This is a genomic window from Cytobacillus sp. FSL W7-1323 (assembly GCF_038595015.1).
Taxonomy (GTDB): domain Bacteria; phylum Bacillota; class Bacilli; order Bacillales; family Cytobacillaceae; genus Cytobacillus; species Cytobacillus kochii.
The window spans coordinates 465,859-484,195 of record NZ_CP151998.1; the positions used below are offsets into that span (position 1 = coordinate 465,859).

Here is an 18,337-nt window from a genome sequence, read left to right on the forward strand (position 1 = left end):
TACCTAGTTTTGAGGGAACGATTCCCTTACAATTTCATAGTCCGGTGGCGATAGCGAGAAGGTCACACCCGTTCCCATACCGAACACGGAAGTTAAGCTTCTCAGCGCCGATGGTAGTTAGGGGCTGTCCCCTTGTGAGAGTAGGACGTTGCCGGGCATATGATTTTTATAAAATAATATTATCGCGGGGTGGAGCAGTTCGGTAGCTCGTCGGGCTCATAACCCGAAGGTCGCAGGTTCAAATCCTGCCCCCGCAATCTGGTCCGGTAGTTCAGTTGGTTAGAATGCCTGCCTGTCACGCAGGAGGTCGCGGGTTCGAGTCCCGTCCGGACCGCCAGTTTAATTTTATATGTGAAACGTATCGAAACAGGGAACTTGTTTCGTTTTTTTTGTGTAGAAAACTTAGGTTCTATAGGTTCAAGTAGAATTGATTTGTGCCTCGTAAAAAAGTACATCATGACTAATTTGTAAGTCCTTGATAGAGATATAACGCATTATTATTTACAAAAATCCTTACGTTTAATCTATCCCAATAGCTGTAATGATCAGTTTATCCATCATATTGTATATTACTAGAGAAACTATCACTTTAGCTCGCCATTAGGCGGGTTTTCTTTTTGTCAAAAAACAAATGCAAATTAGGATGCGTAAACCAAAAATATGTTAAGTAATTTCTAAAAACAACTATTTTTAGTTGCCTCTACGGAAATAACCGTTAAATAGTAGATACAGGCAAAAGATAGTGTTGAAAAGTTTTAGGCGGGAACGGAAGAAACGCGCAAAAGAAAAAGAAAGAGAGCAAGGAATTGCGCGCAAAAGGAAGAAACGCGCAAAAGAAAAAGAAAGAGAGCAAGGAATTGCGCGCAAAAGGAAGAAACGCGAAAGAGAAAGAGAAAGAGAGCCGGGAATTGCGCGCAAAAGGAAGATACGCGCAAAAGAAAAAGAAAAAGAGCAAGGAATTGCGCGTAAAAGGAAGATACGCGCAAAAGAAAAAGAAAGAGAGCCGGGAATTGCGCGTAAAAGGAAGATACGCGCAAAAGAAAGAGAAAAAGAGCCGGGAATTGCGTGCAAAAGGAAGATACGCGCAAGACAAAGAGAAAAAGAGCAAGGAATTGCGCGCAAAAGGTTACTGTCCCGACAAAACAAAGTGTTCTTTGATGTCTATGAAAAAATCATGTAAACTACATGTATATGTGTCATTATTATTGTAAATAAATGAAAGACCAAATGTAGGTGATAAAATGGATCAATTCCAGTGGAATACAAAAAATACGGAAGAAACAATGGCATTTGCAAAGAGGCTAGGAGAAAAAGCAGCTGCAGGTGATGTCATTTTATTAGAAGGTGATTTAGGGGCAGGTAAAACAACATTTACGAAAGGGCTTGCGTTAGGCCTTGGTATTGAACGAAATGTGAATAGCCCTACATTCACTATTATAAAGGAATATAATGGTCGTCTACCTTTGTACCATATGGATGTTTACCGGGTGGAGGATGGCGATGAAGATCTTGGGTTTGATGAGTATTTTCATGGGCAAGGTGTGACCGTCGTGGAATGGGCTCATCTAATAGAAGATCAACTGCCAGAAGAAAGGTTAAAAATTGTAATCCATTATACCGGAAATGAAGAACGAAGAATAGCGCTACATCCAAAAGGAAAACGCTATGTGAAGCTGTGTGAGGAGTTAGTAAAATGAAAATATTAGCTATAGACACGTCAAATTATACACTAGGGATCGCTCTAGTAGATGACGACAAAATTATAGGGGAATATATCACGAATATCAAAAAGAATCACTCAGTTCGTGTAATGCCCGCGATAGAAATGCTTTTAAAGGATTGCGATACGTTGCCACAAGATATAGAAAAGATTGTTGTCGCAGAAGGACCCGGTTCATATACGGGGGTAAGAATTGGTGTAACCATAGCTAAAACATTAGCTTGGACGTTGAATATACCTCTTTCAGGCGTATCGAGTCTAGCTGTTTTGGCAGCAAGTGCAGGTAGTTATTTTAACGGTGTCATTTCACCGTTATTTGATGCGAGAAGAGGTCAGATTTATACTGGTTTATATCAATTTCAAGAGAGTCGGTTATTAGATCTAGCATCGGATCATCTAACGTTGACCGTTAATTGGACGCAACGTTTATTAAATAGAGAAGAACCGGTTTTATTTGTCGGTAATGATTTATCCATACACAAGGAACAAATTAAAGCAGACTTAGGGGATCGGGCATATTTTGCACGTTTAACTGAACAAAATCCTCGTCCTTCTGAATTGGCCATTTTAGGTAGAGATAAGGAAGCTGTTGATATCCACAATTTTGTCCCTAATTATATCCGTCTTGCTGAGGCAGAGGCAAAATGGATTGAAGCTTCGAAAGGGAGCAAGCTCCAATGACCAGTAAATTAACGTTTCGGTTAATGAACGAAGATGATATTGATGAAGTATTAAAAGTAGAACAGGCATCTTTTTCTTCACCTTGGAGTAGAGAGGCCTTTTATAATGAAATGACATTGAACCAATTCTCGGTCTACGTTGTATTAGAAGACGGAGAAGAATTGATAGGATACGGTGGGGCATGGGTGGTTACAGACGAGGCCCATGTAACAAATGTAGCGATACTACCCAGATATAGAGGGAAGAAACTTGGCGAGGCGTTAATGGTCCAGCTGATGGATGTTGTAAAAGAAATGGGTGCCCTTAAAATGACCCTAGAAGTAAGGGTGAGTAACATGATAGCAAGACGGTTGTATAGCAAGCTAGGTTTTCAAGAAGGCGGAATTAGAAAAAATTATTATTCGGATAATCATGAAGATGCTTTAGTAATGTGGGTGAATATAAAATGAAAAAAGATCAATATATATTAGGGATAGAAACAAGCTGTGATGAAACAGCAGTAGCCATCATTAAAAATGGTAGAGAGATCATCGCTAATGTTGTCGCTTCTCAAATTGAAAGTCATAAAAGGTTTGGCGGGGTTGTACCAGAAATCGCTTCAAGGCATCATGTAGAACAAATGACCATTGTGTTAGAAGAAGCGTTAAATAAAGCGAGTATGACGATGAACGATATCGATGCAATTGCTGTGACAGAAGGTCCAGGGTTAGTGGGTGCCTTACTTGTCGGTGTAAATGCAGCGAAGGCGATTGCCTTTGCTCATCAAAAGCCACTTATTGGGGTGCACCATATAGCAGGGCATATTTATGCCAATCGCTTAATTAAAGAAATGACTTTCCCGGCGCTTGCATTAGTCGTTTCCGGGGGCCATACAGAGCTCGTTTATATGAAAGCACATGGTGATTTTGAAGTTATTGGCGAAACACGTGATGATGCTGCTGGAGAAGCATATGATAAAGTAGCGCGAGTTCTAAATATGCCATATCCAGGTGGGCCACATATTGATCGCCTTGCCCATGAAGGAGAAGCGACAATTAAGCTTCCTCGTGCGTGGCTAGAAGAAGGCTCCTTTGATTTTAGTTTCAGTGGATTGAAGTCTGCCGTTATCAACACAGTGCATAATGCTGAACAACGTGGAGAGACCATCTTACCAGAGGATTTAGCAGCGAGCTTTCAAGAAAGCGTCATTGAGGTATTAGTGACCAAGACCTTAAAAGCAGTAGAGGCATATGATGTGAAACAACTACTATTAGCAGGTGGCGTTGCAGCAAATAAAGGACTTCGTGAAGCATTAACAGAGACCTTTAAGAATAAGGAAGAGATAGACTTAGTCATTCCGCCATTACATTTATGCACAGATAATGCAGCGATGATTGCTGCAGTAGGGGCAATTATGTTCGAAAAAGGGATGTTCTCAGATATGAGTATGAATGCAAACCCAGGGTTAGATATACAGTTTCAACAATAATAATGAAGACTAGTGAATCATGATCATCTATTCACTAGTCTTTTTATTTTTAGTGATGACACAAAGTTATTCACAATATCAAGTATAGTATGGGTGGCATATCATATTGTGGATAATATTAAAATTTTCAGAGTTTTTGTTGATAAGTATCATAAAAATTGTGGATAATGTGGAAAAGTGTTGTTTCACCTATTGTTAATCCGTTTGTGCTGTGAATAAAAATGTGGACAATTTACTTGTAGAAAGAAAAGCTGGGGATAATTAAATTATCCCCAGCTACGTTTAATTACATTAAATCTCCCAATTCGCTCCATTCTTCAAGTAACTGCTCGAGTTGTGCTTTTATAGCCTCATTTTTAGTTGTAATCTCGAGGACTTTCTCGTGGTCCTGGAAGATTTCAGGGTCACAGAGTTGTTCATCGTAAGTTTCAATTTGCGCTTCTAACTCTTCGATTAACTGTTCAATTTCTGTCAGCCTTCTTTTTCGTTGTCTTTCTAGTTTCTTCGCTTCTTTATCTTGTTGATAACTTTGCTTTTCTGGTTTAGTGATACTTTCTTGTGGCAGGTCTGCTGATTCAAAAAGCTCTATTTCTTCAATTTCCGCCTTTTTATCCACATAGTAATCATAATCCCCTAAAAATTCCGTTGCTCCACTTGTTGATAACTCAATCACCTTTGTTGCGATCCTATTAATAAAATAGCGGTCATGAGAGACAAAGAGGAGCGTACCTGGAAAATCAATAAGTGCATTTTCAAGAATTTCTTTACTATCAAGGTCTAAATGGTTAGTCGGCTCATCTAGTATGAGGACATTTGCTCTTTGCAACATCAACTTAGCTAGTGCTAATCGTGCTTTTTCTCCACCACTCAATGTAGAGACAATTTTCAAGACATCATCTCCAGAGAAGAGGAAGTTACCTAACACGGTACGGACATCTTTTTCAGGCATGAGGGGGTAATCATCCCAGAGCTCGTTTAATACGGTTTTATTTGAACTCAAATCAGCTTGCTGTTGGTCGTAATAGCCAATGCGGATATTTGAGCCATATTGAAACGTGCCACCTAAAGCAGGTAGCTTGTCTACAAGGGTCTTCAATAAAGTCGACTTTCCAATACCATTGGGACCTACTAAAGCAATGGAATCGCCTCGAGACATGCGAAATGAAATGTGATCACTGATCTTTTCTTCTTGATAGCCAATTGCTAAAGAGTCAGCGGTTAGCACATCATTGCCTGATTGACGATCAATTTGAAAGCCGAATGTCGCTGATTTCTCATCCCCTTGGGGGCGATCCATTCGCTCCATCTTCTCAAGCTGCTTGCGCCGGCTTTGTGCACGCTTTGTTGTCGAAGCACGGGCAAGGTTGCGTTGAACAAAGTCTTCTAGTTTCGCAATTTCTTCTTGTTGTTTTTCATACATTTTCAAGTCACGTTCATAATTCGCTGCTTTTTGGTCAAGATATTTGCTGTAGTTACCAACGTATTTTTTAATATGGTTACGTGATAGTTCATATACCTGGTTGACGACTTTATCTAAGAAATAGCGGTCATGTGAGACAATTAAAATAGCACCATCATAACCACTAAGATACTGCTCTAGCCATGACAATGTTTCAATATCTAAATGGTTGGTCGGCTCATCTAAAATCAGTAAATCAGGTTTGGTTAACAATAATTTCGCAAGTGCAAGTCGCGTCCTTTGCCCCCCGCTTAATGCAGAAATTTTTGTATCATAGCTAAACGATTGAAAATTAAGGCCATGTAGTACAGAACGAATGTCTGCCTCGTATTGATAGCCACCTTGTTCTTTAAAGTTGACTTGCATTTGATCATAGGTTTTTAAAATTTTATCGTAAGCTTCACCGTTTTCGATGAGTGTTGCATCGCCCATCTGTGTTTCTAGTAAGCGCAGTTCCTTCTCTTGTTTGCGCAAATAATCAAACACGGTAAGCATTTCGTCCCAAATAGATAGCTCAGATTCTAGTCCTGTATTTTGTGCAAGATAACCGATTTTGGTTTCTTTCGATTGAATAATTTCACCGGAATCATAGGACATATGTCCAGCAATAATTTTTAAAAGAGTTGATTTTCCCGCACCATTACGTCCAACTAATGCAATGCGGTCTCTCGTTTGTACTTCAAGCTTTATATTCATTAATATAGGATCAGCCACAAAACTTTTCGAAAGCTGATTAACCTGTAATAATATCATTATATTTCACCTCTGTTATAGTGATAGTGTACCTTAATCAGGTGAGGTTCGGCAATAAAGTCACTATTTGGATAGAATATATAAAAAACTACATTACACAGATGAATCAAAATAGTGTATCATTTTCATGTGAGGTGTTATGAATGGCTGAATTTACACATTTTAATGAAGAAGGCAGAGCGAAGATGGTGGATGTGAGTGAAAAACCACAAACTGCCCGTACAGCAATTGCTCATAGTAGTATTGAGCTAAATCAAGAAATCTATCAGAAGATTACTGATGGCACAATGAAAAAGGGAGATGTGCTGGCTGTTGCTCAAGTGGCAGGTATTATGGCTGCGAAAAAGACATCTGATATCATCCCGATGTGTCATCCACTTGCCTTAACCGGTATTGATATATCTTTCAATTGGGAAGAGGTAGAGGATCAGTATGTGTTACATATTGATTGTACAGTGAAAACTAATGGGCATACCGGAGTAGAAATGGAAGCGTTGACAGCTGCTACAGCTACCGCTTTAACGGTATATGATATGTGCAAAGCAGTAGATAAAGGCATGGTAATAGGACCAACATATTTAGTAGAGAAAACCGGTGGTAAAAACGGTGATTTTAGAAGGGCTTAAGTAAATGGAATGGAGTGGAGCCTATGTCCAATGAATCAACGAAAATCCCTCAAGCAACGGCTAAGCGATTGCCTTTGTATTATCGTTTTTTGAAAAATTTACACGCATCAGGAAAGCAGCGAGTTTCTTCAGCAGAATTAAGTGAAGCGGTGAAAGTAGATTCTGCAACAATTCGACGAGATTTCTCCTATTTCGGTGCTTTAGGGAAAAAAGGTTACGGATATAACGTAAATTACTTATTAGGATTTTTCCGTAAGACACTCGATCAAGATGAAGTGACAAAGGTAGCGTTAATTGGTGTAGGGAATCTAGGTACAGCGTTTTTAAATTATAATTTTTTAAAAAATAATAATACAAAGATTGAAGTGGCATTTGATGTTTCAGAAAGTAGGGTTGGCACGTCTGTAGGCGAGGTACCTGTTCGTCATTTAGATGACCTAGAAAAGTTGATTGATGAGCACCATATTCAAGTTGTCATTTTGACTGTACCGTCTCATGCGGCACAACCAATTACGGATCGAATCGTTAAAAGTCATGTAAAGGGAATCTTGAACTTTACGCCAGCGCGGTTAACGGTTCCTTCCCATATTCGCATCCATCATATTGATTTGGCGGTCGAATTGCAATCATTAGTATACTTCTTAAAACACTATCCATCATAAAAAAGGAGCTGACCCGCATGGAGTCAGCTCTATTTTTTATCCTCTTTCTTTTTCATACGATAATGCATAGCGATTAATTTAATCCCGCCACCAATATCAAAAGTGGCAAAAATCAAAATGAAGATCGTTAAAAATCCCCAACCTCCACCGTTTTGAAGGTTAATAATTGCAAAATAAATAAATACAAATCCAAAAAGAAGGGAGATAATCCCTGTGAACAAAGGTGTTCTCATCTAACATCATCCTAATCTGCTAAAAATCATTTGTACCGTTTCTAAGTCTGTCATATATTTTTCTAGCTTATCCATATTCAATTGAATCACAACGACAAAGGTATTCATCGCTACATGAGCAATGATCGGTACGAGAATACGATTGGTTTTTACATATAAAAACGCGAACGTAAAGCCCATCGCTGCATAAAGAAGTAAGTGCTCAATTTCCCCATGGGCGAGAGAGAAAATTAATGAACTAATCAGTGCTGATAAAAAGAAGTTCAATCGTTTATGCAAGGAACCAAAAATGATTTTCCTGAAAATGATCTCTTCTAAAATCGGCCCAATAATGGAAACAACAATAATCACAAGAGCAGACGTTTCAATTAATGACATAATTTGCTGCGTATTATCTGACCCCATATCAATGCCGAGCATTAATTCAATATTCGCTGCAACGGTTTGAGCAATAAATGCTAGCGGAATACCTGCAATCGCCCACCCGATAGAAGTCGATAATGGTGCTTGATTCCTCATTGACATCTCTTTGCTTTCTTTCCGTAAAAACCACAAAGTTAAGAGAAGGGTAATTGTAAAACTAATGACAATCCAGAGTGGCGGTGCAATTTTTGCAACCTCATCAAAGCTGTATCCTAACATATTACCTAGAAAAAGAATGGCAGGAACGCCAACGATGGCTGATAATTGCATGGCTATATAAATCATAATGATAAACCAATACTCTTTTTTCAATGGCTAGTCTCCTATTCTTAAAGAAGTTACACTAATATTTATTTTACCTGTTAAACACTATTAGTTTCAAATAGTACATCCTTATGAAGTGCATAAAACAAATAGAAGTTGTATAGAATGGAGAGGTTCGCATTTTTTTTTGCAAAATTGCAAGGTTCTTACTTGCAAAAAAGAGTAGTTTTGATTAATATAATAATTGTGTTAGCACTCAAGACTAACGAGTGCTAATAAAATAATTTTTGAATGAATTGAGGAGGTTGTTTCACTTGTTGAAGCCACTAGGTGATCGAATTATTATCGAGCTTGTTGAAACGGAAGAAAAAACTGCAAGCGGTATCGTACTACCAGATAGCGCGAAAGAAAAGCCTCAAGAAGGTAAAGTCGTAGCAGTAGGTACTGGACGTGTACTAGAAAATGGTGAACGTGTAGCATTAGAAGTTGCAGAAGGCGACCTTATTATCTTCTCAAAATATGCAGGAACAGAAGTGAAATACGAAGGTACAGAATACTTAATTTTACGTGAAAACGACATTCTTGCTGTGATCGGTTAATAAAAAAACAGCTATATACTTATTATAAAGATTTTTAACTATTAGAGGAGGTACTTAATAATGGCTAAAGATATTAAATTTAGTGAAGACGCTCGCCGCGCGATGCTTCGTGGTGTGGATACACTTGCAGATGCAGTAAAAGTAACTCTTGGACCTAAAGGACGTAACGTGGTTCTTGAGAAGAAATTCGGTTCTCCATTAATTACAAATGATGGTGTAACAATTGCTAAAGAAATCGAACTAGAAGATGCATTTGAAAACATGGGTGCGAAACTAGTTGCTGAAGTAGCAAGTAAAACAAACGACGTAGCTGGTGACGGTACAACAACTGCAACGGTTCTAGCGCAAGCAATGATCCGCGAAGGTTTGAAAAACGTAACAGCTGGTGCAAACCCAATGGGTATCCGTAAAGGGATCGAAAAAGCGGTTGCTACAGCAGTTGAAGAGCTACAAGCGATCTCTAAACCAATCGAAGGCAAAGAGTCTATTGCGCAAGTAGCATCCATCTCTGCTGCTGACGAAGAAGTTGGACAATTAATCGCTGAAGCTATGGAACGTGTAGGTAACGACGGTGTTATCACAATCGAAGAATCTAAAGGATTCACAACAGAAATGGATATCGTTGAAGGTATGCAATTCGACCGTGGATACAGCTCAGCTTACATGGTAACAGATACAGATAAAATGGAAGCAGTATTAGATGATCCTTACATCTTAATCACTGACAAAAAAATCGCAAGCATTCAAGAAGTATTACCAGTACTTGAGCAAGTAGTACAACAAGGTAAACCATTACTTCTTATCGCTGAAGATGTAGAAGGCGAAGCATTATCTACATTAGTAGTGAACAAATTACGTGGAACATTCAATGCAGTAGCTGTTAAAGCGCCTGGATTCGGTGACCGTCGTAAAGCAATGCTTGAAGATATCGCTATCCTAACTGGCGGTGAAGTAATCACTGAAGAGCTAGGTCGTGACCTTAAATCTGCTACAATCGACTCTCTAGGACGCGCTTCTAAAGTCGTTGTAACAAAAGAAAACACAACAATCGTTGAAGGTGCTGGTGCAAGCGACCAAATCGCAGGCCGCGTAAACCAAATCCGTAAACAAATGGACGAAACAACTTCTGAATTCGACCGTGAAAAATTACAAGAACGCCTTGCTAAACTAGCTGGTGGCGTAGCAGTCGTAAAAGTTGGAGCGGCTACAGAAACAGAACTTAAAGAACGTAAACTACGCATTGAAGATGCCCTAAACTCTACACGCGCAGCTGTAGAAGAAGGTATGGTATCTGGTGGTGGTGTTGCCCTTCTTAACGTATACAACAAAGTTGCTGCATTAGAAGAAGAAGGCGATGTTCAAACAGGTATCAACATCGTTCTACGTGCAATGGAAGAGCCAGTACGCACAATCGCTCACAACGCAGGTTTAGAAGGATCTATCATCGTAGATCGCCTAAAACGCGAAGAAGTAGGCACTGGCTTCAACGCTGCAACAGGCGAATGGGTAAACATGATCGACGCTGGTATCGTTGACCCTGCCAAAGTAACACGTTCAGCTCTACAAAACGCTGGTTCAGTTGCTGCCATGTTCCTAACAACAGAAGCAGTCGTAGCTGACAAACCAGAAGAAAACGCACCTGCAATGCCTGACATGGGCGGTATGGGTGGAATGGGCGGCATGATGTAATCTAGCTTTTAAAAGCTTGTTATATCAACGTTCACACCATCGGCACCATTAAATAGGTGCCATATTGATAGAATATCAGAGGCTTCTCATTAGTTCTCCGAACTTTTGCGAAGCCTCTTTTTTTCGGTCTTTTGTTATATGCAAATATACTTGAGTTGTCGTTGAATCTTCTGTATGACCTAAACGGTCCATGATCTGAAGTAACTCAACTCCAGCCTCAGCTAAAAGAGATGTATGGGTATGTCTTAATGAGTGCGGGTAAAGGGAGATACTTTCTGTGTTTATCTAAAAAATACGGTACTACTGTAGTGAACTTAAAGAAATAAAATCAGAATGTTAAGGAAGAAGCTTTAAAAATTAGTAGCAAACTAAACATTACAGCAGGTGCAAAGTATCATAAGGTCGTAAAAGGTGATACAATAGCTGCACCTGCTAAGAAATATGGCAGTACGATTAAGCAAATTCGCGAATGGAATAAAATAGACTCAAGTATACGATTTATGTTGGTCAGAATTTAAGAGTGAAGTAACAACAAAGCCCTCTCATTCAAGGGGAGCATTTTAACTAAAGCACCTAAGCTTAAGTGCATTTCTTCACAAAGATATCCTTTTACAGTCCATTTAATACAGGAATGCTGCTACTTTAGCAACATAATAAAAGGAGTTCTCCTTTTATTAACGGACAACTCCTCGATTAACTAGTGGCAACTATCAACTAAGTCGAGTTACTTCAATTCTAAATCCCATCGTTCTTCCACGATTCTTTGCCCCCACAATAATTGTTCCTCTTTTGTCTTAGTGATTTTAAATCCAAATTTAGCATATAATCGTCTAGCCACTGGCAAACTACTTACTGTCCATAAATACACTCTTTCATATTGTTGCTCTTTGCAGTATTTAAGTAATGTTTGAACTAATTTTGTTCCTATTCCTTTTCCACGAATGGATGGATCGACAATGAACCACCTTAACAAAGCTGTTGTTTCATTATCCTCGACTAATCCCACACAACCTGCAAATTTTCCGTTATCCTCTGCAATCCAAATTTTTTTAATTTTCCCCTCAAAGGAATGGTGTAGATAATCTGAAAAGGTTTCATCAAACCCAAAAGTCTCACTATAAAATGCTCTTTGCCTTTCAATAATAGTTTCTTTGTCTTCCTCTGTATATTCATCTCGGATAGAAATTTCGGATTTATATTGATTAATAATCTCCGATAAAATCATTTCAATTATTCTCATTGATTCTATGAGGTTCTGCTGTTTTTTCGGTTCTATATTTTTTAGAAGAGATTTGACCTGTTGTTCGGCTTTCATTTCTAGTTCATGGTAAATTATCTGCCCTTTTTCGGTTAAATGAATATAATATGTACGCCCATCATTCTTCCCTTTCTGCTTAAAGATTATCTCTAGTTCTTCGTAACGTTTTAGGATTCTACTTACATATCCACGATCTAAATCCAGTTCTTCTTGCAAAAACTTTGCTGTACAATTACTTGTACTATTAATTTCAAATAATATCCTTGTTTCAGTTAATGAAAAAGGACTATCGTATACTTGCTGGTTCAGCAAACCAAGAACCTTTGTATAAAACCGATTAAATTTTCTAACTTCAGATACGATTGGAACAGTAGCTTGCATAATATGAACAACCCCCTTTATTAAAATGATTGACTTTAGCAACTATAATAAAAATGATAACGCAATATGATTGCTTTAGTCAACTATTGAATTGTGTTTATTAGTATTTTTATGTGAAGTATTTCACTTAAATAAAACTGTTCCGTTTAACAAAAAATAAGTCTCGTTTAGTTATTTGCTAAGTAAAAGCTGAAAAGTTCCTCACATTTATTCCTAATCCTAGGATTAAAATAATTATGCTAATCATAATATCCTTTATATTGAAACTCATACATAGTTAACGATTCATCATGTCCAATTTGGTTTACTCTCATATTTCCTTTTCTCAATTTATCTTTTACTTCTTTCAGATCACGCTGAACCTTCTTAATTTAATCTAAAACAAGGACTTTTCAATGATCTTTAAATCTCTTTCAAAGATAATAATAATCATTGGTAAGTATATAGTTGCTCAAGAAAATCACGATCAGCTTCATTAATCCTAGTCATGTTGTTAAACCCTTTCGACTGATATCACTTCATCAATATGAAATTTTAAGATTTTTAAATCGTTCGTTTTTAAGTAAAGGTACATATTAATATGATCAATTTTACCGACAATGCCTTCATAAGGTTTTGTGAATCCATCAACCCAAAAGGTCATTTTGATTGTAAGGGTGTAGTTTAATGATTCCATCGTTATTATCTGTATTTCTTGAAGTTCTTGCTTATCTAATTCCGGCCTTTTTACTTTTCATATTTGGCTGGTATCTGCTTAAGTAATTCGGTATGTTCACTCATAAAGAATCCTTGCCATTTCATTTTTCAGCAGAGGACATATTAAGATATGTAAATTCTTATCGATTTGTCCAGTTAGGAACGTAAAGAGCGAAGCTTAAACATGGGAGTGAAAATGCCAAAAAAGTCAAAGTCACTACGACCTTCAATGGATGAATTTGAATTAGAAGAGCTGGGAAATGGAGTAGTTGAGGAGCATAGGGTAAAAGCTGTGGTATTAATATTGTTGTGGCAAAGAGATCCTGTACAAGGGGAAATTGTTAAGCTTGATGGCCAATCTCATATGAAATCGCTATTGATAGTCTGATACAGTAAAGTAGGAAACGTCGTATAAAAAGCACCATTTAAGGTGCTAAAAAACCCTTGCTTTAAATTTACTTGGATTCGAAATCTTAATTGAAAGTACCTCCCCGCAATCTAAGCAGAATGTATAAATTTTTTCAGAACCAATTGTATACTTTTTAACTAGTGGTCGGATATTTATGTAGTCACTTCCTTGGGCAAATGATGTTCCTTCACATTGAGCACATTTTTTGTCTGGTGGATTCATTTTTTATCACCTCTTTATAAATAGTTACGATTGTATTTATAGAAAGGTTTCAAGTAAACAGAAGATATACAGATAGTTAATTAAATAAGTTGAAGAGTTGTAACGTTTGCTTTGCCGTAATTCCGGTACAAAAAGGTTATGTGAGTGGGGAAGAAGGAAGAACAAGCATATGAAAAGTAATTAAGACCACTTTTAAAAAGGTGGTCTTAATTTATTATTATCTAAGTCAACTATATTAAAAGAAAGGAGGACCAAGGCGAACAATGTTCAAGTTGCGATCAGTTATACTAATATCACCTGTTAACTCAGTAACAACCAAAGATATATTGTCTAACGGCTCAATTTGTATTGTAGTACTTCCTGTTGGACTGTCTGGACCTAAGACTATTGTGGAGCCTGGTACAATACTACCGTTAACAGATAATTGTAAAGTTGCTGATCCGGTTCCTTGCGAGACTACATTTGCTGTTGCTTCATAAGCACCAAACACATTAGCGAATATCGTATCAGTACTACTACCAGTATTATACTGAGCTCGTGTTGTATCAAAAGTAACTAGTTGATCAATATTTGATAGAGACAATGGTGAAGTGCGATTGTCTGTCTAAGCGCTTCATATACAAATTGAAAAACTAGCCCAGGATCAATTGGTCCTGGTGGTCCTTCAGGCCCAGTGGCTCCAGTGGTACCAGTAGCCCCTAAACCAGTAGTGCCAGTAACTCCGGTAGCGCCCGTAATGCCAAGTCCAGTAGCCCCAGTGATACCAGTAGTTCCCGTGACTCCGGTAGCACCCGTAATGCCAAGTCCAGTAGCCCCAGTGATACCAGTAATTCCCGTGACTCCGGTAGCGCCCGTAATGCCAAGTCCAGTAGCCCCAGTGATACCAGTAAATCCCGTAACTCCGGTAGCGCCCGTAATGCCAAGTCCAGTAGCCCCAGTGATACCAGTAGTTCCCGTAACGCCAGTAGCGCCCGTAATGCCAAGTCCAGTAGATCCAGTGATACCAGTAACGCCAGTAACTCCGGTAGGACCAGTAATCCCAAGTCCGGTAGAACCAGTTACCAGTTGGCCCAGTAGCGCCGGTCGTTCCTTTGATTATAATTGGTTGACAACATGTTTTTTGACATGGTTTATATCTTTTATTTTGCTGGTGACATCTCCTTTTTTTAGATAATATTGAGATCACCCCTTACTATATAGGTTAATACTATAAGATATAATCAAAAAGATAATCTGTTTGTGCTAATATCACGATATAGGTACAAAGTTTTCATATCATTCTCGTTAGGTAAAAGTAGAATAGACTGTACTTAAAATGTTGTACTGTTTAAGGTATGAACGGAGGTTGGAAGCGAGATTTAAATAAATGACCATTTTTTACTACTTTTAACATATCAAAGGAAGTAAATATAAAGTTTAAATTGTATTAAAAATCAAATGCAGTGAAATATAATATTTTATTAAACGATAACGCACAGGTGAAATGATTTAATCTGCCCTCAAACTTGATAAATAAGGTTTCGTAAGTATGATACGATTGCATGCTAACAATAAGGATTAAGGCTCTTCAAAGGTTCACTGGACTTTTAGGAGGCTCTTTTTCATTTCTTGTTGATCAACTTGTCAGTATTTCTTATAGCCTCAATAATCCTCCTAAGTTTATTAAGCATTTTTGTAGCATCAGAACAAGGTCTTCTTTTTACTCCAACATTTTTCTTCAGCAATCCGGTAAGGTGAAATCGGATTTTTTTTATAATCGTCAAATTGGTTAAAGTGCAAAAAAATAATCTCGACATGAATTGAGCAATACATATACCTAAAAAGATGAGTGAGTGTCTTTATCATAAGAGTTGTTTTTATAGAATAATGTAAAAACTGTAAATTTTATTAATGATATGCCGATAAGTAATATAAAGGCTTCTGAATATGCGGCTTAATATGTACAAAATAATAAATTGAGTGCAAAAATGCCAATAAATACATGGATGTTCTAAAAGTGGATATTAGTATAATAGAAAAGCATTATTGCATTAGTTATTAGAGAGAGATAGGGGGAAACATTTATGAAAAAATTAAGCTGTTTACTTGTACTATTGGTGATTTTCCTTGTTGCCTGTTCGAATGAATCAGCAGAAGGTGAAAAATCAACAGATCAAAAGCAAGAAGAAAAAGAAGGAGCAGTAAACGTCGATAAAGGTCTCTTAAATGTGGAATTAACACTACCAGCTTCTTTTTTTGAAGGAGAAGATATAGACACAGTTATTGCTGAAGCTAAAAAAGAAGGAGTAAGTGAAGTCACAAAAAATGAAGATGGATCTCTCACTTATAAAATGCCTAAATCTGAACACAAAAAAATGATGACAGAAATGGGAACATCTATCACAGATTCAATAGAAGAAATGAAAAGTAGCGAAGATTATGTCTCAATCAAGGATGTTACTCATAATAAATCATTCACAGAGTTTACTTTATTGGTAGATAAAGAATCTTATGAAAATAGCATGGATGGATTTGCTATATTTGGTTTAGGTTTACAAGGTTCTATGTATCAAATGTTTAATGGAGCGAATCCAGAAGATTATAAGGTAACGGTATCTGTGAAAGATGAAGTAACAGAAGAGGTTTTCGATGAAGTTATTTATCCTGATGCTTTAGAAGAAATGGGAGAAACAGAAGAAGGAACAGAGTAGAACCCTGGCCTTAAGTCAGTTTCGTTTTTTATGTTTTATGGAATAGGGTGTTTTTCATTCAAGAGGAGGAAGAAATTTGAACAACAGTTTCAAACTACTTATTTTAGGATTAATAATGGTCGTTTTTCTCGCGGCCTGTGGGCAGGATACAAAAGATACAGAAGTGAACGAAGAGAATCAACAAGGTGAAACTGCACAACCAGAAGAAGTAGAGAAAGAAGAAGAGCCAAAATCAAAACTTGGTTCACGAACAAATCCTGTACCTTTCCAGAAAACGGCTACAGTAGATGATGAGTTGTATGATGATGAAGGTAATACGTACGCAATTAAATTTGATTTAACAGTAAAAGATGTTATTCGCGGGGATGAAGCCTACCAAAAATTAAAATCCATGAATGAGTACAATGAAGCGGCCCCAGAAGGATATGAATGGGTATTAGCCGAAACCAAAGTGAAATTTGTTGAATCTGAAACAGAAGACTTATCCTTCTATATTGATGGGATCATGAACTTTGAAATGGTAAGTGAGAGCGGAGATATTTATAGTGGGGATGTTTATGGAACAACGGAACCGGATTTTAGCTTCGAGATGTATGTGGGGAACGAAAAAGAAGGTTATATATCTGGTTTAGTGAAAACAGGAGAAAATGCGCAACTTCGCTATGAAGAAATGTTAGGCGGACAGGTTTTCTTTAATTTACAGTAACTTAAAGTAGGGAAAATTGAATAAATAATTAGAGGTTATCGGGCGTTGTACAAACAGCTTGGAGACCTCTTTTTATTTTACAAGGTATAATTTATTTCCACAGGTAAACTAGGATTAAATATATTCGGTGCTATTGAGAAGGGCTTTTGTTAATGTGGAAGATAAGGTTTTAGGGGGCAGTTTTAAATTTAAATTAAATCGTCTTTGTTAAAACACAGAAGCATCCTTTTTAATCTCTAGGAGGCTTCTGAAGTAGTAATATTTATTTTTGTTTTCTTTGTAATCCAATTACAACTAAATATCCTGTTACGACAATAATAATACCTCGCAGGAAATTACCTAAAATAAGTCCTATTGAACCACTGTCTTGGTTTTCTACAAATCTACTTAGATAGTAAAATACTATGGTTGCAATAATAAAGTAAATTAAATACCCTAAATATCTCATTTTGTTATATCAATCCATCCGTTATTTTTATACCAATCTCTTCCATCGATAAATCTAGCTATTGCTGTCCCAGGATCGCCATAGTTTAATGCAAATCCAATAGCAGAACCGATTACTGTTGCAATAGCAACTCCTCTTATTGATTTAATCTTAAGTTTTTTAGCCTGGGCTGTAGCAACTCTAGAAAGCCCTTCTTTAGCTTTCTTCATACCCTTCTTTTTAATGTAATTTTTAAGTGCTGATATACCTCCGCCAACTACCCCAGCTATTGCTAAGTTAAAGGCTGCCCCTGCAACATATATACCAACAGCAACTTTTCCTTTTTTCTTTTTTGCTGCATAAACAGTATCTGCACCAAAAAGGACATTTTTCACTGTAGAGACAAAAGCAATTTCTTCACCTTCTAATACTTCTGCATAATTCTCTTCTAACTGGATTTGAGTCGCTTCTAAATCATTAAATGTTTCAGAATTTCCATCAAAGAGACCTATTAGTGCCTCTTCTAATAGTTCTACTTCTTCTGTTCCAGAAATGGCTGCTGTTTCTTTAGCGAGTACTAAGAATTTGTCTTTTTCATTCGCGTCCATTTTGGATATATCTAATTCATCAACAGCTGCTTCAAAATCAAAATCATCATTTAAAATCTCTTCATTAAATTCTTCTGAACCTTCTCCTGTATACAGTCCTAAATCTTCAAGTTCATTATCACTTAACTTATCTAAATCTTCAAATGTTATATTTTCAAGCGTTCCCTTATTAGAAAAAATCATCTTCAAAATTTCTTGATGGGTTGGTATCGGCGTAAGATAGAAGTGGTTCTGAAACGGTTGAAAGGAAAAGAATTAAAGCGGATAAAAATAAGAATTTAGGTAATATTAATTTCATAGAAATCCCCCTTTTGGTATTTAATTACATATAGAACTATATATTCCAACTATGGATCTATCAAT

21 protein-coding genes, 2 tRNA genes, 1 rRNA gene and 1 pseudogene are annotated in these 18,337 nt (G+C 37.2%); 17 read left to right on the plus strand and 8 right to left on the minus strand.

Annotation, left to right across the window (positions count from 1 at the left end; all coding sequences use genetic code 11):
• The first annotated feature begins 40 nt into the window (after positions 1-40).
• The 8 genes from rrf to tsaD all read left to right on the plus strand — a co-directional run bounded on the left by rrf (position 41) and on the right by tsaD (position 3,869).
• Positions 41-157: ribosomal RNA gene (gene rrf, locus MKX67_RS02505) — 5S ribosomal RNA — on the plus strand.
• A 26-nt stretch (positions 158-183) separates the two neighbouring features.
• Positions 184-257: transfer RNA gene (locus MKX67_RS02510), tRNA-Met, on the plus strand.
• Positions 258-260: 3 nt separating this feature from the next.
• A tRNA-Asp gene (locus MKX67_RS02515) sits at positions 261-337 on the plus strand.
• A 405-nt stretch (positions 338-742) separates the two neighbouring features.
• The gene (locus tag MKX67_RS02520; RefSeq protein WP_342488803.1) at positions 743-1,180 is read left to right on the plus strand and encodes a hypothetical protein; all 438 of its coding nucleotides are present in this window, start codon (positions 743-745) and stop codon (positions 1,178-1,180) included.
• Between the two features lie 61 nt (positions 1,181-1,241).
• Positions 1,242-1,697, plus strand: a complete 456-nt coding sequence (gene tsaE / locus MKX67_RS02525; protein ID WP_322910582.1) for a tRNA (adenosine(37)-N6)-threonylcarbamoyltransferase complex ATPase subunit type 1 TsaE — start codon at positions 1,242-1,244, stop codon at positions 1,695-1,697.
• The gene (gene tsaB / locus MKX67_RS02530) at positions 1,694-2,401 is read left to right on the plus strand and encodes a tRNA (adenosine(37)-N6)-threonylcarbamoyltransferase complex dimerization subunit type 1 TsaB (RefSeq protein WP_322910581.1); all 708 of its coding nucleotides are present in this window, start codon (positions 1,694-1,696) and stop codon (positions 2,399-2,401) included. Before tsaE ends, tsaB begins: the two co-directional genes overlap by 4 nt.
• Positions 2,398-2,850: a ribosomal protein S18-alanine N-acetyltransferase gene (rimI, locus tag MKX67_RS02535; RefSeq protein WP_095370811.1), complete on the plus strand. Its 453-nt coding sequence runs from the start codon at positions 2,398-2,400 to the stop codon at positions 2,848-2,850. The genes tsaB and rimI overlap by 4 nt, the downstream gene beginning before the upstream one ends.
• Positions 2,847-3,869 (plus strand): tRNA (adenosine(37)-N6)-threonylcarbamoyltransferase complex transferase subunit TsaD, encoded by a 1,023-nt coding sequence (tsaD, locus tag MKX67_RS02540; protein ID WP_322910580.1) that lies wholly within the window; start codon positions 2,847-2,849, stop codon positions 3,867-3,869. The genes rimI and tsaD overlap by 4 nt, the downstream gene beginning before the upstream one ends.
• Positions 3,870-4,155: 286 nt before the next feature.
• Here the strand turns inward: tsaD and MKX67_RS02545 are convergent, their stop codons facing one another.
• Positions 4,156-6,081, minus strand: coding sequence for an ATP-binding cassette domain-containing protein (locus MKX67_RS02545; RefSeq protein WP_322910579.1), 1,926 nt, complete (start codon positions 6,079-6,081; stop codon positions 4,156-4,158).
• A gap of 143 nt (positions 6,082-6,224) precedes the next feature.
• Between MKX67_RS02545 and moaC the strand changes: the two genes are divergently transcribed.
• Positions 6,225-6,707 (plus strand): cyclic pyranopterin monophosphate synthase MoaC, encoded by a 483-nt coding sequence (gene moaC / locus MKX67_RS02550; RefSeq protein ID WP_095370808.1) that lies wholly within the window; start codon positions 6,225-6,227, stop codon positions 6,705-6,707.
• 23 nt (positions 6,708-6,730) lie between these two features.
• Entirely contained in the window at positions 6,731-7,369 is a 639-nt protein-coding gene (locus tag MKX67_RS02555) for a redox-sensing transcriptional repressor Rex (protein ID WP_095370807.1), read from the plus strand.
• A 29-nt stretch (positions 7,370-7,398) separates the two neighbouring features.
• On the opposite strand, the gene MKX67_RS02560 is transcribed toward MKX67_RS02555, so the two are convergent.
• Both MKX67_RS02560 and MKX67_RS02565 read right to left on the minus strand, forming a co-directional pair.
• Positions 7,399-7,602 carry a DUF4305 domain-containing protein gene (locus tag MKX67_RS02560; protein WP_095370806.1) on the minus strand — a complete coding sequence of 68 codons (204 nt, stop codon included), beginning with the start codon at positions 7,600-7,602 and terminating at the stop codon, positions 7,399-7,401.
• A 6-nt stretch (positions 7,603-7,608) separates the two neighbouring features.
• A complete protein-coding gene (locus MKX67_RS02565) occupies positions 7,609-8,337 on the minus strand; it encodes a type II CAAX endopeptidase family protein (protein WP_340977548.1) in 729 nt (242 codons plus the stop codon).
• Positions 8,338-8,603: 266 nt separating this feature from the next.
• Between MKX67_RS02565 and groES the strand changes: the two genes are divergently transcribed.
• Complete coding sequence (gene groES, locus MKX67_RS02570; protein ID WP_095370804.1) at positions 8,604-8,888, plus strand: co-chaperone GroES; 285 nt, start codon at positions 8,604-8,606, stop codon at positions 8,886-8,888.
• Positions 8,889-8,948: 60 nt separating this feature from the next.
• On the plus strand, positions 8,949-10,577 hold the full coding sequence (groL, locus tag MKX67_RS02575; RefSeq protein ID WP_095370803.1) for a chaperonin GroEL: 1,629 nt from the start codon (positions 8,949-8,951) through the stop codon (positions 10,575-10,577).
• A 75-nt stretch (positions 10,578-10,652) separates the two neighbouring features.
• Here groL and MKX67_RS02580 read toward each other — a convergent pair.
• Positions 10,653-10,841, minus strand: a pseudogene (locus tag MKX67_RS02580) (tyrosine-type recombinase/integrase); the annotation flags it as partial.
• Positions 10,842-10,996: 155 nt separating this feature from the next.
• Between MKX67_RS02580 and MKX67_RS02585 the strand changes: the two are divergent.
• Positions 10,997-11,095 (plus strand): LysM peptidoglycan-binding domain-containing protein, encoded by a 99-nt coding sequence (locus tag MKX67_RS02585; RefSeq protein WP_340978656.1) that lies wholly within the window; start codon positions 10,997-10,999, stop codon positions 11,093-11,095.
• Positions 11,096-11,301: 206 nt separating this feature from the next.
• On the opposite strand, the gene MKX67_RS02590 is transcribed toward MKX67_RS02585, so the two are convergent.
• Positions 11,302-12,216, minus strand: a complete 915-nt coding sequence (locus MKX67_RS02590) for a helix-turn-helix domain-containing GNAT family N-acetyltransferase (protein WP_307318802.1) — start codon at positions 12,214-12,216, stop codon at positions 11,302-11,304.
• A gap of 892 nt (positions 12,217-13,108) precedes the next feature.
• On the opposite strand from MKX67_RS02590, the gene MKX67_RS02595 reads away from it, so the two are divergent.
• Positions 13,109-13,300 carry a hypothetical protein gene (locus MKX67_RS02595; protein WP_307318800.1) on the plus strand — a complete coding sequence of 64 codons (192 nt, stop codon included), beginning with the start codon at positions 13,109-13,111 and terminating at the stop codon, positions 13,298-13,300.
• Between the two features lie 478 nt (positions 13,301-13,778).
• Here MKX67_RS02595 and MKX67_RS02600 read toward each other — a convergent pair whose 3' ends face one another.
• Complete coding sequence (locus MKX67_RS02600) at positions 13,779-14,126, minus strand: hypothetical protein (RefSeq protein ID WP_342488804.1); 348 nt, start codon at positions 14,124-14,126, stop codon at positions 13,779-13,781.
• Between the two features lie 90 nt (positions 14,127-14,216).
• On the opposite strand from MKX67_RS02600, the gene MKX67_RS02605 reads away from it, so the two are divergent.
• The 3 genes from MKX67_RS02605 to MKX67_RS02615 all read left to right on the plus strand — a co-directional run bounded on the left by MKX67_RS02605 (position 14,217) and on the right by MKX67_RS02615 (position 16,939).
• Positions 14,217-14,717, plus strand: coding sequence for a hypothetical protein (locus MKX67_RS02605; RefSeq protein ID WP_342488805.1), 501 nt, complete (start codon positions 14,217-14,219; stop codon positions 14,715-14,717).
• 889 nt (positions 14,718-15,606) lie between these two features.
• Positions 15,607-16,233: a hypothetical protein gene (locus MKX67_RS02610; RefSeq protein WP_322910517.1), complete on the plus strand. Its 627-nt coding sequence runs from the start codon at positions 15,607-15,609 to the stop codon at positions 16,231-16,233.
• Between the two features lie 76 nt (positions 16,234-16,309).
• The gene (locus tag MKX67_RS02615; RefSeq protein ID WP_322910516.1) at positions 16,310-16,939 is read left to right on the plus strand and encodes a hypothetical protein; all 630 of its coding nucleotides are present in this window, start codon (positions 16,310-16,312) and stop codon (positions 16,937-16,939) included.
• A gap of 444 nt (positions 16,940-17,383) precedes the next feature.
• Here MKX67_RS02615 and MKX67_RS02620 read toward each other — a convergent pair whose 3' ends face one another.
• The gene (locus MKX67_RS02620) at positions 17,384-18,157 is read right to left on the minus strand and encodes a hypothetical protein (protein WP_322910515.1); all 774 of its coding nucleotides are present in this window, start codon (positions 18,155-18,157) and stop codon (positions 17,384-17,386) included.
• On the minus strand, positions 18,144-18,272 hold the full coding sequence (locus MKX67_RS02625; protein ID WP_322910514.1) for a hypothetical protein: 129 nt from the start codon (positions 18,270-18,272) through the stop codon (positions 18,144-18,146). Before MKX67_RS02625 ends, MKX67_RS02620 begins: the two co-directional genes overlap by 14 nt.
• Between the last annotated feature and the right edge of the window lie 65 nt (positions 18,273-18,337).

Bases quoted from the DNA above. Each gene is read 5' to 3' on its own strand.
- MKX67_RS02620 (WP_322910515.1), bottom strand. From the start codon at position 18,157: ATGATTTTTTCTAATAAGGGAACGCTTGAAAATATAACATTTGAAGAT.
- moaC (WP_095370808.1), top strand. From the start codon at position 6,225: ATGGCTGAATTTACACATTTTAATGAAGAAGGCAGAGCGAAGATGGTG.
- MKX67_RS02595 (WP_307318800.1), top strand. From the start codon at position 13,109: ATGCCAAAAAAGTCAAAGTCACTACGACCTTCAATGGATGAATTTGAA.
- groL (WP_095370803.1), top strand. From the start codon at position 8,949: ATGGCTAAAGATATTAAATTTAGTGAAGACGCTCGCCGCGCGATGCTT.
- tsaE (WP_322910582.1), top strand. From the start codon at position 1,242: ATGGATCAATTCCAGTGGAATACAAAAAATACGGAAGAAACAATGGCA.
- tsaB (WP_322910581.1), top strand. From the start codon at position 1,694: ATGAAAATATTAGCTATAGACACGTCAAATTATACACTAGGGATCGCT.
- tsaD (WP_322910580.1), top strand. From the start codon at position 2,847: ATGAAAAAAGATCAATATATATTAGGGATAGAAACAAGCTGTGATGAA.
- MKX67_RS02560 (WP_095370806.1), bottom strand. From the start codon at position 7,602: ATGAGAACACCTTTGTTCACAGGGATTATCTCCCTTCTTTTTGGATTT.
- MKX67_RS02625 (WP_322910514.1), bottom strand. From the start codon at position 18,272: ATGAAATTAATATTACCTAAATTCTTATTTTTATCCGCTTTAATTCTT.
- MKX67_RS02590 (WP_307318802.1), bottom strand. From the start codon at position 12,216: ATGCAAGCTACTGTTCCAATCGTATCTGAAGTTAGAAAATTTAATCGG.
- MKX67_RS02545 (WP_322910579.1), bottom strand. From the start codon at position 6,081: ATGATATTATTACAGGTTAATCAGCTTTCGAAAAGTTTTGTGGCTGAT.
- MKX67_RS02610 (WP_322910517.1), top strand. From the start codon at position 15,607: ATGAAAAAATTAAGCTGTTTACTTGTACTATTGGTGATTTTCCTTGTT.
- MKX67_RS02555 (WP_095370807.1), top strand. From the start codon at position 6,731: ATGTCCAATGAATCAACGAAAATCCCTCAAGCAACGGCTAAGCGATTG.
- rimI (WP_095370811.1), top strand. From the start codon at position 2,398: ATGACCAGTAAATTAACGTTTCGGTTAATGAACGAAGATGATATTGAT.